The organism is Neomicrococcus aestuarii (genome assembly GCF_014201135.1).
In the GTDB taxonomy this organism is placed as follows: domain Bacteria; phylum Actinomycetota; class Actinomycetes; order Actinomycetales; family Micrococcaceae; genus Neomicrococcus; species Neomicrococcus aestuarii.
The window spans coordinates 998,054-1,010,787 of sequence record NZ_JACHDR010000001.1 but is presented as its reverse complement, the minus strand read 5'-3'; the positions used below and the strand labels follow the sequence as shown (position 1 = coordinate 1,010,787).

11 protein-coding genes and 1 tRNA gene are annotated in these 12,734 nt (G+C 59.6%); 11 read left to right on the top strand and 1 reads right to left on the bottom strand.

From position 1 onward, the window contains the following. The first annotated feature begins 39 nt into the window (after positions 1-39). The 9 genes from HD598_RS04490 to HD598_RS04450 all read left to right on the top strand — a co-directional run bounded on the left by HD598_RS04490 (position 40) and on the right by HD598_RS04450 (position 9,297). Positions 40-1,320, top strand: coding sequence for an adenosine deaminase (locus tag HD598_RS04490; protein WP_071894022.1), 1,281 nt, complete (start codon positions 40-42; stop codon positions 1,318-1,320). A 32-nt stretch (positions 1,321-1,352) separates the two neighbouring features. Beyond that, positions 1,353-2,012: a MazG nucleotide pyrophosphohydrolase domain-containing protein gene (locus HD598_RS04485; protein WP_071894021.1), complete on the top strand. Its 660-nt coding sequence runs from the start codon at positions 1,353-1,355 to the stop codon at positions 2,010-2,012. Between the two features lie 122 nt (positions 2,013-2,134). Beyond that, positions 2,135-3,415 carry a phosphopyruvate hydratase gene (gene eno / locus HD598_RS04480; protein ID WP_071894020.1) on the top strand — a complete coding sequence of 427 codons (1,281 nt, stop codon included), beginning with the start codon at positions 2,135-2,137 and terminating at the stop codon, positions 3,413-3,415. A 79-nt stretch (positions 3,416-3,494) separates the two neighbouring features. Further along, on the top strand, positions 3,495-4,361 hold the full coding sequence (locus tag HD598_RS04475; RefSeq protein WP_183664123.1) for an FtsB family cell division protein: 867 nt from the start codon (positions 3,495-3,497) through the stop codon (positions 4,359-4,361). A 139-nt stretch (positions 4,362-4,500) separates the two neighbouring features. Then, positions 4,501-5,208: a DUF501 domain-containing protein gene (locus HD598_RS04470; RefSeq protein ID WP_409366173.1), complete on the top strand. Its 708-nt coding sequence runs from the start codon at positions 4,501-4,503 to the stop codon at positions 5,206-5,208. Further along, positions 5,208-6,179 carry a Ppx/GppA phosphatase family protein gene (locus HD598_RS04465; protein WP_183664120.1) on the top strand — a complete coding sequence of 324 codons (972 nt, stop codon included), beginning with the start codon at positions 5,208-5,210 and terminating at the stop codon, positions 6,177-6,179. The genes HD598_RS04470 and HD598_RS04465 overlap by 1 nt, the downstream gene beginning before the upstream one ends. Before the next feature lie 83 nt (positions 6,180-6,262). Beyond that, positions 6,263-7,657 carry a S8 family serine peptidase gene (locus HD598_RS04460; RefSeq protein WP_409366172.1) on the top strand — a complete coding sequence of 465 codons (1,395 nt, stop codon included), beginning with the start codon at positions 6,263-6,265 and terminating at the stop codon, positions 7,655-7,657. 69 nt (positions 7,658-7,726) lie between these two features. Then, positions 7,727-9,109: an NAD(P)/FAD-dependent oxidoreductase gene (locus HD598_RS04455; RefSeq protein WP_183664116.1), complete on the top strand. Its 1,383-nt coding sequence runs from the start codon at positions 7,727-7,729 to the stop codon at positions 9,107-9,109. Between the two features lie 112 nt (positions 9,110-9,221). Continuing rightward, a tRNA-Leu gene (locus HD598_RS04450) sits at positions 9,222-9,297 on the top strand. A gap of 79 nt (positions 9,298-9,376) precedes the next feature. On the opposite strand, the gene HD598_RS04445 is transcribed toward HD598_RS04450, so the two are convergent. Further along, positions 9,377-10,288, bottom strand: coding sequence for a helix-turn-helix domain-containing protein (locus HD598_RS04445; RefSeq protein ID WP_183664114.1), 912 nt, complete (start codon positions 10,286-10,288; stop codon positions 9,377-9,379). A 178-nt stretch (positions 10,289-10,466) separates the two neighbouring features. Between HD598_RS04445 and HD598_RS04440 the strand changes: the two genes are divergently transcribed. Together HD598_RS04440 and HD598_RS04435 are read left to right on the top strand one after the other, a co-directional pair. Next, the gene (locus HD598_RS04440; protein WP_183664112.1) at positions 10,467-11,366 is read left to right on the top strand and encodes an aldo/keto reductase; all 900 of its coding nucleotides are present in this window, start codon (positions 10,467-10,469) and stop codon (positions 11,364-11,366) included. Positions 11,367-11,469: 103 nt separating this feature from the next. Further along, a complete protein-coding gene (locus HD598_RS04435) occupies positions 11,470-12,507 on the top strand; it encodes an alcohol dehydrogenase catalytic domain-containing protein (RefSeq protein ID WP_183664110.1) in 1,038 nt (345 codons plus the stop codon). The last annotated feature ends 227 nt before the right edge of the window (positions 12,508-12,734 follow it).

The window sequence follows — 12,734 nt, the reverse complement described above, 5'->3', positions numbered from 1 at the left end:
TTGGTGCGCGCGGGCAGTAAAACCCACTAGGCTGAAAGCGTGACTGACGAAACGATTCTCACGGCCTATTCCCCCGAATTCGACTTCCGCGATCTCCCTAAGGTTTCCCTCCACGATCACTTGGACGGCGGACTTCGTCCGGCCACCATCATTGATCTTGCGAAGGAAGTAGGGCACGAGCTTCCGGCTAACACGCCAGAAGAACTCGAGGAATGGTTCCTAGAGTCCGCTGACTCCGGCTCGCTTGAGCGTTACCTAGAAACTTTTGACCACACCATTGCAGTGATGCAGACCAAGGACGCCTTGGTTCGTATTGCTCGCGAGTTCGTTGAGGACCTCGCCGATGACGGCGTGATCTACGGCGAAGTACGCTGGGCTCCTGAACAGCACACCAAGAACGGCCTGACCATGTCAGATGCCATCGAAGCAGTGCAGCAGGGCCTCGACGAAGGCGTGGACGCTGTGCTCGACGCCGGCGGACGCATCCAGGTGGGACAGATCATCACCGCCATGCGCCACGCTGACAACGGTGTTGAGGTAGCAAAGCTTGCCCTCAAGTACCGCGATTCCGGCGTTTGCGGCTTTGACATTGCAGGAGCCGAGGATGGCTTCCCACCGTCAAAGCACAAGGAAGCGTTCGATCTTCTCGCTGAAAACTTCTTCCCCACCACGGTTCACGCCGGTGAAGCCGCAGGCCTCGACTCCATCAAGGACGCTCTCCTTGTAGGCCGCGCTTTGCGCTTGGGCCACGGCGTGCGCATCGCTGAGGACATCACGGTTGAGTTCGGCGGCACGGATGACGACGGCGAAGACGTGGATGAGAACACCGGACTGGTTAGCCTCGGAACCGTGGCTGAATGGGTTCGCGACCGTGGCATCGCCTTGGAAGTGTGCCCATCCTCCAACCTGCAGACCGGCGCTGTAGAGCAGTTCGGCGAGGGCATCGAGTCCCACCCGATCGACTTGCTGTACCAGACCGGCTTCAACGTCACGATCTCCCCAGACAACCGCCTCATGAGCGGCACCACCATCTCTGACGAGTTCGAGCTCTTGGTTGAAGCTTTCGACTACGACCTCGACGATCTCTTGGACCTCACGCTCAACGCTGCAGAAGCTGCCTTCTTGCCGCTTGAAGAGCGCGAAGCCCTCGTGGAGTACATCAACGAAGCCTACGAAGAACTCGACGAGTCCTTCGATGACGACGATGATGACGACGACGAAGAGTGGGACGAAGACGACTTCGACGAGGACTTCGACGAAGACGATGAAGACGAAGATGATGAGGACGATTCCGAGTCCTCAGAGAAGGAATCCAAGTAGTTTTGGGAGCCCTCTAAACATTGAGTAGCGAAATGGATCGTCTCCTGACGATCATCGACGAGTTGCGCGAGCACTGCGTGTGGACGAAAGCCCTCACGCACGCGCAGCTCGTCGAATTTCTTATTGAAGAGTCCTACGAGCTCGTCGAGACCATCGAAGAAGGCCACGGCGATTCTGAGCTCAAGGGCGAACTAGGTGATCTGTTGCTACAGCTGGTCCTCCATTCGGCCATCGCCGAAGAGCGCGGCTCCTTCAAATTCGACGATGTCGCGGGAGCCCTCGCTGACAAAATGATTCGCCGCAACGTTCACATCTATAAGCCGGACGGGACGTTCCAAGACTCGTTCCCCACCACCAGCGAAGAAGTAATCGCACAGTGGGACGCGGCCAAACGTGCCGAGAAACCAGAGCGAACCCACCCGTTCGCTGGACTTCCTTCCTCCTTACCCGCACTGATGTATGCCGAGAAGGCCATCGCCCGCACGCAACGATGGGAAGCCGGAACCGGTCAAAAGATTCCGGCTCCAGTCAACGAAACTCATGAAGTATCGGGGGAGTGGACCGAGGAATCGCTCGGCGAACACTTGTTGGCCCTTGCTCTCGAAGCCCACCGCGACGGAGTGGATCCGGAACGCGCTCTGCGCAGCGCGGTGAATCGCTGGAGAGACAGCATTGGCACTTCTCAAGAGTAAAAAGTTTGGAAATAGTGCTGCACGGTTTATTTCTGGAAGTTTCGCCGCGCTAGTCTGATAAGTGGCACCCAATAGGCATCACTGGGCCAAGGGCCGGACTGCCACAACAAAGGAGTTATTTCATGGCTTACATCGACGCCATCCACGCTCGTGAAATTCTTGATTCCCGCGGAAACCCCACCGTTGAGGTGGAGGTTCTTCTTTCCGACGGATCGATGGGACGCGCCGCTGTTCCTTCTGGCGCATCGACGGGTGAATTCGAGGCTGTCGAAAAGCGTGACGGCGATGCTGCCCGCTACCAGGGCAAGGGCGTACTGGCAGCCGTCGACGCTGTCATCGACGAGATCGGTGCAGCACTCGAAGGCGTTGACGCTACCGAACAGCGCCTCGTTGACCAGATCATGATTGATCTTGACGGCACCCCGAACAAGTCCAACCTCGGCGCTAACGCCATCTTGGGCGTCTCCCTCGCCGTAGCAAGCGCCGCCGCAGAATCTGCTGGCCTCCCGCTCTACAAGTACTTGGGCGGACCAAACGCTTACTTGCTTCCCGTCCCACTCATGAACATCCTCAACGGTGGATCCCACGCGGACTCTGACGTTGACATCCAGGAATTCATGATCGCCCCTATCGGTGCAGCGACCTTCTCCGAAGGCTTGCGCTGGGGCGTTGAGGTTTACCACAACCTGAAGTCCGTCCTCAAGGAAAAGGGCCTCTCCACCGGTCTTGGAGACGAGGGTGGCTTCGCGCCAAACCTGCCAAGCAACCGTGCAGCCCTTGAGCTCATCACCGAAGCCATCGAGAAGGCTGGCTACAAGCCGGGCGAACAGATCGCTCTTGCCCTTGACGTAGCTTCCTCCGAGTTCTTCGAGAACGGTTCTTACACGTTCGAAGGCCAGCAGAAGTCCGCTCAGGAAATGAGCGATTACTACGCACAGCTCGTCAACGACTTCCCACTGGTCTCCATCGAGGATCCTCTCGACGAGAACGACTGGGACGGCTGGAAGGTCCTCACGGACGCTATCGGCGACAAGGTCCAGTTGGTGGGCGATGACCTCTTCGTGACCAACCCTGAGCGCCTTCAAGAAGGCATCGACAAGGGCACCGCAAACTCCTTGCTGGTGAAGGTCAACCAGATTGGTTCCCTCACGGAAACCCTGGACGCCGTGCAGTTGGCTCAGCGCAACATGTACACCACCATCACGTCCCACCGTTCGGGCGAAACCGAAGACACCACCATTGCTGACATCTGCGTGGCAACCAACGCAGGTCAGATCAAGACCGGTGCACCAGCTCGCTCCGAGCGCGTAGCGAAGTACAACCAGCTTCTTCGCATTGAAGAAGAACTGGGAGATGCCGCTGTATACGCTGGAAAGAGCGTCTTCCCGCGTTTCAAAGGCTAGATTGACCTAAAACCCGAGTAACCTCTGAGGGGAGCTGCCACGCTGGCGGTTCCCCTCAGTCGTCCCCGGAAGGAGCATCATGGCGTATCGCAAACCGCAAAAGCCGCGCACGTACTTGAGTCCTTCCGGCAACTCATCCTCCGGCACGTCTTCTCACCACCAATCGGAGACGGATCCGGCAACTGACGCCATTCCCGTGGTTTCGGCTAAGGATTCGCGGAATACGCGCACCAACGTGTCCTCTCGTGACATGGCATCCGCCGTCCATGACTCCGAGACAAGTGAGATTCCTCGCGTTTCCGGAAGGCGACCCACTGCGGCCGCAACGAAAATTACGGATCGCGCGGCGGCGTCGTCGTCCTCTAAAAAATCTGAAAAGGCCGGACCTAAAACCGCGCCCGCCAAGAGTAACCAGCCCCATAAGCCGGCCTCGAAGCAGCATCGTCGCGCGCAAACTCGCGCACAACTCTCCGGCGCCGTCAAGGCCCCGCGAATCTCTGGTCATTCCAAGGAAATCGCGGACGCTAATGCCGCAAAAAAGCATGAGGCTGTTGGCGAGCCGGTACCCGCGAAGACGTTCTCCGGCAAGCTCGTGGTGTGGGCCGTCGTGGGCATTGCGCTCTTGGCATTCCTGTTTCCGACGGTGGGAACATTCGTGAAGCAGCGCGCCGAAATTAGCGCTCTTGAAGAGTCGATCGCCACGAAAACGGCTGAACAAGAAGAGCTCAAGCAAGAGATCGCGCGCTGGAGTGATCCTGAATACATCAAACAGCAAGCCCGTGACCGGATAAACTTGGTGATGCCCGGCGAACGGAAATACATGGTTATTGGGGCTACCGGTGAAGACACGAGCGTCCCCGAGAACCAATCACCCAATGAAGTTCGCACAGATTTGCCGTGGGCTGACGCCTTGTGGGACACCGTCAAGCGCGCTGCCACTGACTAATCGGCGTCGACCGCCAGAGTCTTCGCGGAAACCGTAGCCACAATGGCAGTGAGTTACGCGTTTTGTGCGGTTCACGGACCTCCAATCGCCAGGCAACGCCAGCAAGCCGAGTGCTTGCCCGTACTGAAGGAGTTGTGTGGTGACGGAAACCAAAACCCCCAGCCAACATGATCTTGACACGATCGCGCGCCAGCTTGGCCGCCCCGCTCGAGACATTGTGGAGGTGGGCGCCCGCTGTGTCTGTGGAAACCCGCTGGTAGCTACCACGGCGCCACGGCTATCCTCCGGGATCCCGTTCCCCACCACGTTCTACCTCACCCACCCCACGCTGACGAGCGCCGTGTCGCGCCTCGAAGCCGGGGGACTCATGAATGCCATGAACGAGCGCCTCACCGAGGACGCCGAACTCGCAGCCGCCTACCGCCAAGCTCACGAACATTACTTGGCTGAGCGGGATCGAATCGGTGAACTCAGCGGCGTGGGCGAAGTCCCTGAGATCAAGGGAATTAGCGCCGGCGGTATGCCTGAGCGCGTGAAATGCCTGCATGTTTTGGTGGGTCATTCTCTGTCCGCCGGTCCTGACGTCAACCCGCTGGGCGATGAAGCGATCGCCGGAATCGCTGAATGGTGGACCGCTGACGTGTGCTCTTGCGCGGGTGCTTGGGACAACGAAGCGCCGCTGCCCAACAAGGATTTGAGCCGTCACGTGAAGACCCAGGAGCTCGCGGACGCGGAGGAGAAGAAGCGCTTGCGCCGCCTCAAAGCAGAGGCGGAAGCGAACGCTGACGCAAACACCGGCGCGAACGCAGAAATGGCCGAGCAGAACTCCGAAGGGGGTGCACTGTAATGCGCGTTGCAGCCATTGACTGCGGCACCAATTCCATCCGATTGCTCATCGCCGACGCAATCTCCATGGATGCCGACCGCACCTCCGCCACCTACCTGAACGATGTGGTGCGCGAAATGCGCATTGTCCGTTTGGGTGAAGGTGTCGATGAGACCCACGCGTTCTCCGACGAAGCGCTCGCTCGCACCTTTGATGCGGCCGACGAATACGCGGACATCATTCGCCGTCACGGCGCCGAAGGCATCCGCTTTGTCGCGACCTCGGCAACGCGGGACGCCACCAACAGCGAGCTGCTGAAGCGCGGCATCCACTCTCGTTTGGGCGTTGAGCCTGACGTGATTTCTGGCGAAGAGGAAGCACAGTTGAGCTTCGCTGGTGCGCTGAGCGCCGTAGACGTCGCCGAAGATGACACCGTCCTGGTGGTTGATTTGGGTGGCGGCTCCACGGAGTTCGTGATCGGCACGCGCAGCGGCGTTGAGAGGGCCATTTCCGTGAACATGGGATGCGTGCGCTTCACGGAGCGCTACCTGACCACGGATCCGCCGCGGCTCGACGATGTCACGGCCGCTCGCGCCGAGATTCGCGCGATGCTCAAGAGCGTCGCCGAGGTGATTCCTTTTGAGAAGGTCACCAAGGTTATTGGCGTGGCCGGCTCCGTCACCACCATCACGGCCCACGGTTTGATGCTGGATCACTACGAGTCCGAACGCATCAACGGCGCCGAGCTGACCGTGGAACGTTACGCTGCCGCGACGCAGTCTTTGCTCACCATGACGCGTGAAAAGCGCGCTGAGCTGGGCTTCATGCACCCGGGTCGCGTGGACGTCATTGGTGCTGGCGCTCTCATTTGGCAAGAAATTTTGATGCGCGTGCGCGAAGACTCCCACGGCCGCGTCACTCACGCCTCGGCAAGTGAACACGATATCCTCGACGGAATCGCACTTTCACTTGCTTCACGCGTGACTCTATGACTCATACTTTTCTGCTTTCGAACACGTCCACTGATTCCTTTCCCGTACGACGACGCCGCTGGGGTTCCCGAGCGCGTTCTTTAGTGAGTGCCGGATTGGTTGCCGCTATTTTCGGGGCAGGCGTGTTTGCGCCAGCTGCCAGCGCCGATGAAGCGCGGGAGCAGCAGTACTGGATCAAGGACTACGGGATTGACCAAGCGTGGAAAGTCACGCGAGGCGCCGGTGTGACCGTTGCCGTGATCGACTCCGGCGTGGACACGTCCCACCAAGACCTTTCCGGTGCCATGGCTGGCGGCTACGACGCCTCGGGCGCGGGAGCTAAGAACGGTTCGAAACCGCTTGGATCCCTCCCCGAACACGGCACGCTGGTGGCCACCATGTTGGCCGGTCGCGGAAACAACTCGGAGCTCATCGGCAAGCTTCGTGCTCAACGCGAGAAAGCTCAAGAGAGCGCGGCAGCTTCAGCGAAGGCTTCAGCTTCTGCGCAAGCATCTTCCTCGGCATCATCGAGCGCATCTTCCAGCGCAACGAAAGCTGCGGCGTCGTCGTCCTCTGCAAAACCCTCACCCCTGCCCAAGCCGGGACCGGGGGACTCCGGAATCATCGGGGTAGCGCCGGAATCGAAGCTGCTCTCGGTGTCCCTCCTTATGGGTAAGGACAATCCGGGCGGTCCGGACGTGGACGCGCAAGTAGCGGACGCCGTGAAGTGGAGCGTGGACAACGGCGCCAAGGTCATCAACATTTCTCTAGGCTCCACGGGTCAGGACTGGCCCGAATCGTGGGATGACGCGTTCCTCTACGCCGAGCAAAAAGACGTCCTGATTGTGGCGGCGGCCGGAAACCGATCCGGCGGCATGCTGCAAGTAGGCGCTCCCGCAACGATCCCCGGCGTCCTGGTGGTCGCCGGCGTAGACCGGGACAACAAAGCCAGCTGGGACTCCTCAACTCAGGGAATCTCCATCGGCGTGGCCGCGCCAGCGGTTGATCTGGTGGGCGGCATTCCCGGAGGCGGCTACACCACGTGGTCCGGCACCTCAGGCGCAGCCCCCATCGTGGCTGGAGTCGCGGCACTGATCCGCGCGAAGTACCCGGAGCTTTCCGCGGCCGAAGTGCGGCACCGCATCGAAGCCACCGCGAAAGACGCCGGACCGGACGGTTTTGATAACCAGTACGGGTTCGGACTGATTGACGCCAATGCGGCCCTGACGGCCGAACTTCCCGCGTGGGAACCGGACGCCTCGGACACCATCGCCGATTGGATTCGCGTGCACCGCCGGGCAGCTGCTCCTACGCAGAGCGCAGCGGCGCCGTCGGCCACGGAAACCGATCTCCCCTCGACGCACGCAGCACCTAAACCGGTAGCCCCGAGCACGGGAACCAACCTTCCTGCGCTCTTGGTGATAGGAACGGGACTGCTCATCCTCGGGACCGGGGCGGCCGCCGTCGTGCTTTTTGTGCAACGCCGCAAGAACTCCTAACCACAGCGCTCCGGACTTTGACTTCGTGAACGTTTTCACAAAGTTTGCATTCGTGGGTAGGATGGGGATATGCCTACTTCTGTTGAGCTTTCAGAGCGCCCTCGTATCCTCGTTGTTGGCGGCGGTTACGTCGGGCTTTATGTTGCACTTGGTCTTCAAAAAAAGGTCAAGGTTCATGGGGGAATCGTTACCCTGGTTGACCCCAATCCGTACATGACGTACCAGCCATTCCTTCCTGAGGTTGCAGGCGGCCAGATCGAGGCTCGTCACGCGGTTGTTTCTCACCGCCGTCACCTCAAGGACACCGAACTGATCAACGGCAAGGTCATCAATGTTGACCACGCTCGCCGCGTTGCTACGGTGCAGCCTGAGTCGGGCGAATCTTTCGAGATTCCTTACCGCGACGTTGTGATGGCAGCTGGCGCTGTAACCCGCACGTTCCCAATCCCAGGTCTTGCGGAAGCCGGTATTGGCCTCAAGACCATCGAAGAAGCTGTAGCAATTCGTGACTCCGTGCTGGAGCGCGTTGAAGCTGGCTCCCTCATGACGGACGCCGCAGCTCGCGCTCGTGCGCTGACTTTCGTGGTTGTGGGTGGCGGCTTCGCCGGCATCGAGACCATCGCCGAACTCGAAGACATGGTTCGCGAAGCAGTCAAGCAGAACGACCGCGTCAAGCAGAGCGAAATCCGCTTCGTCATGGTTGAAGCCATGGGCCGCATCATGCCGGAAGTTACCGAAGAGCAGGCTCTTTGGGTTGTTGAGCACTTGCGCTCCCGCGGCGTTGAGGTTCTCTTGAACACCTCCCTCGCCGATGCAACGGACGGCAAGCTCAAGCTCATCAACATGCCGGACAAGACCCCAGCAGACGAGTTCGAGACGGACACCCTCGTGTGGACCGCTGGCGTTCAGGCCAACCCCATGGTCCGCAACTCCGACTTCCCGATCGAAGAGCGCGGACGCATCCGCACCGGTGCCGACTTGCGCATCACGGGCGACGAAGGACCAATCGAAGGCGCATGGGCCGCTGGCGACAACGCCGCTGTTCCTGATCTCACCGGCAACGGTGTAGGTGGCATGTGCGTTCCTAACGCTCAGCACGCTATCCGCCAGGCCAAGCGCCTCGTCAAGAACCTCTACGCAACCCGCTACGGCGTTGGCACCGTTGAGGACTACAAGCACGAGTCCCTCGGCGCTGTTGCAGGCTTCGGTTCTTGGAAGGGTGTTGCAAACATCAAGGGTCTCCCTGTTGTAGGCACTATCGGACTCAAGGGCCCCCTCGCATGGTTGGCACACCGCGGCTACCACGGCATGGCCATGCCAACCGTCGAGCGCAAGCTCCGCGTTGCTGGCGACTGGTTCGGTTCTTTGTTCTTGCATCGCGATATCTCGCAGCTCGAGAACATGGATGACCCACGCTCGGCATTCGTTGAAGCCGCTTCACCAAAGAAGTAGTTCTTGCTTCTGAGTAGTTTTTAGCAAGGCGCGATGCCCCTGAATTCGGGGACATCGCGCCTTGTGCTTTAAGCTGTTAAACGCGCTAGTTCGTGTACTCGGTAAGCGCACCGCCCCCATAGCCCAATGGCAGAGGCAATCGACTTAAAATCGATTCAGTCTGGGTTCGAGTCCCAGTGGGGGCACCATTAGTGCACCAAGACTGTCTTCCCAACCGTCGTTCCGTCCCGGAGTGCGCCAAGTAGGTATGTTGCCTCAGCTGAGTTCTCAACTCTCGAGGCGTGAGTCCGCAGTACTCGCAACGTCCGCGGTGCTTGCCGCCCACGAGGCCAGCATCTTGAGCGCATCGCTCGACGGAGAATTCTCGGCCGCGGTGTACACGTTGAGCTGGAGCCCGGGATCGGCTGGCAGCAGGAGTGCCTCATAGTCCAACTCCAGGGCGCCGACCACCGGGTGATGGAACGTCTTGGTTCCGGAGCGGTGGTGGCGAACATCGTGATTCGCCCACAACCCACGGAAATCCTCGCTGCGCGTGGAGAGCTCGCCCACCAGATCCGTCAGCGACTTGTCATAGGGGTTTTGCCCCGCTTGCGCTCGCAGGATCGCCACCGAGTCATGCATGATCCGGTCCGACTGATCGCCCCAATACGCGGCGGCGGCTTCTGGATCCAGGAATTGAAAGCGCGCCGAGTTCACCACGGAGCTACCGGTGCGGGCTGCGAAATCATAGAGCGGGGAGTACAGCGCGCGACCCAACGCGTTCGCGCCCACCACATCCAATCGACCATTCCGCACAAACGCGGGAACCGATTCCATCGAATCCAGCATCCGCTGAAGTACCGGACGCAAAACACTATTGGAACGTCGCGGTGCACGAGCTCGCGCGGCGCCACCTGCATTGGCGGCCCGGGAGAGATCGAAGAGGTGACTGCGCTCGGCGTCGTCTAGCTGGAGAGCCTCCGCGAGCGCGTACAAAACCTCGTCCGAGACGCCGCGGAGATTGCCGCGCTCGAGCCGCGTGTAATAGTCAACGCTGACTCCGGCAAGCATCGCCACTTCTTCGCGACGCAGCCCCGGCACACGCCGATTGCCGCCGTACGCGGGCAGCCCGGCCTTATCCGGGGTGATGCGAGCGCGGCGAGTGGCAAGGAATTCGCGGGTGTCGGCTTTCAAATCCATTCCTCTACGCTACGTCCTTTTCCGCTGGTGAGGCAGGTACTGCCTGTACCCCTTTTTGCGTCCGGCTTTTGATGACGACGACGCAGCTTGCGTCCGTGGGCGTGGTGAAGGACACGGTGGTGAAGGGGGTACCAACAGACCCTGCCCAAGCGTTGGCAAGTTCCCTAGCGTTGTAAACATGACAACTCATTCAATTCCAACTTTGACCTTCAACAACGGCGTGACCATTCCAGCCCTTGGCTTTGGTGTGTTCCAGTCCTCGCCCGAGGAAACGACTTCTTCGGTGACGGCCGCGCTTGAAGCCGGCTACCGTCACATCGATACGGCCGCCGCCTACGGCAACGAGCGCCAAGTGGGAGAAGCAATTGCCTCCTCCGGTCTGGACCGCTCCGAGGTTTTCATTGAGACCAAAATTTGGATCAGCGACTACGGGTTCGACGCCACTCTTCACGCCTTTGACAAGGCCGTGGGCAAACTCGGCGTCCAGCAGATCGACCTTCTGATCCTTCACCAGGCGTTGCCAAGCCGCTTTGAGCTGACGATTGAGGCTTACAAGGCGCTTGAGAAGCTGTTGGCTGACGGCAAGGTGCGCGCGATCGGCGTTAGCAACTTCATGCCCGAACACCTCAACCGTTTGCTCGCGGAAACCACCGTTGTTCCAGCCGTGAACCAGATTGAAGTACACCCGTACTTCCAGCAGAAAGAGCTTCAGGCTCTGCACACTGAGCATGGCATCATCACTCAAGCGTGGTCACCGATCGGTGGCATCACGTTCTACCGTGGCGAAAGCGGCGAGCAGCGCAGCACCCTTCAGGATCCAGTGCTGCTGGCCATCGGCGAAAAGTACGGCAAGTCCGCCGCCCAGGTCATGTTGCGTTGGCACCTTCAGGAAGGCCGTTCGGCTATCCCGAAGTCGGTGACGCCAAGCCGTATCCAGCAGAACTTCGATGTCTTTGACTTCGAACTCACTTCTGAGGATCTAGCTGCTATTGATGCATTGGACACTGGCGTGCGAGGCGGTCCAGAGCCTGAGTTCATCACCCTAGACAACTTCGGCATGCCAATTCCTGAGGCTTAAGCCCGTGGTCTAGTCCTCACTGATAGGCAGGCGATCTGGCCGTCCAGACGCCTGGCTTCAATCTCTTATTTCATTCTCAGATTTTTTGAAAGGCATATTTTTTATGCGCGCAACTTACATGTTCGGTGCCGGTGACGTCCGTGTCATCGACGTTCCAGCTCCTACTTTGCAGGCTCCCACGGATGCGATTGTTCGCGTCACAATGGCTTGCGTTTGTGGTTCAGACCTTCACGGCTACCACTCGATGCCCACCTCCGATGAGCCGCGACCCATGGGCCACGAGTTCATCGGAATCATCGAGGAGCTCGGCTCCGAGGTTACCGGTTTGTCCGTTGGCGATCTTGTCATTTCACCCTTCGCGTTCTCGGATAACACGTGCTCCTTCTGCCAAGAGGGCTTCCACACGGCCTGCAAACACGGTGGATGGTATGGCAATGTGGAGGTCGGTGGTGCTCAGGCTGAGCTCATGCGCGTGCCTCAGGCTGCCGGCACTCTCGTGAAGATTCCCAACGATGTTGACGAGAAGTTTTTGCCTTCGCTGCTCACCCTTTCCGACGTCTACTTGACCGGCTACCACGCGGCTCACATGGGTCGGGTTGAACCGGGCAAGACCGTGACCGTGATCGGTGATGGTGCTGTTGGCCTGTCCGCTGTTTTGGCTGCCAAGCAGCTCGGTGCTGAGAAGATCATCCTGATGGGGCGCCACACTTCGCGTACGGATCTGGGCCGCAAATTCGGTGCGACCCACGTAGTTGCTGAGCGCGGCGATGAGGGAATCGCAAAGGTCATGGAACTGACCGATGGCGAAGGCTCGCACGTTGTTCTCGAAGCGGTTGGACTGATGCCAGCCTACGAACAGGCATACGGCATTGTTCGTCCCGGCGGCATCATTTCTCGCGTGGGTGTTCCGCAGTACGAAGAAGCGCCGATCGGCTTCGGCTCCCTCTTTGGAAAGAACGCCATGCTCGCTGGTGGTCCAGCCCCAGTTCGCGCGTACATTGAGGCTGCGATTCCTCAGGTACTCAACGGGGAAATCGACCCCGGCCAGGTCTTCGACGCCGACCTTCCGCTCAGCGAAGTCGCCGAGGCTTACCGCCTCATGAACGATCGCGAAGCCCTTAAGGTCATCGTCCGCCCATAACTCCTCGGAGATCCACCACTTTTGGCCTCACATCAGGGCGTCGCGGTCTAACGAGCCGCCATACGCCTCGATGTGAGGCCATTTCACTACAACCACCCCTCCATGTGAGGCCACTTCGCTACAACTCCGCCCATGTGCGGACGACTTTCTACAGCTTCTTCGCGAAAAGTTGTCGCAAATTGGCCGCGCATCGGGGGTAGTCCGGGGTAGCCGAGGTATCCGGGGTG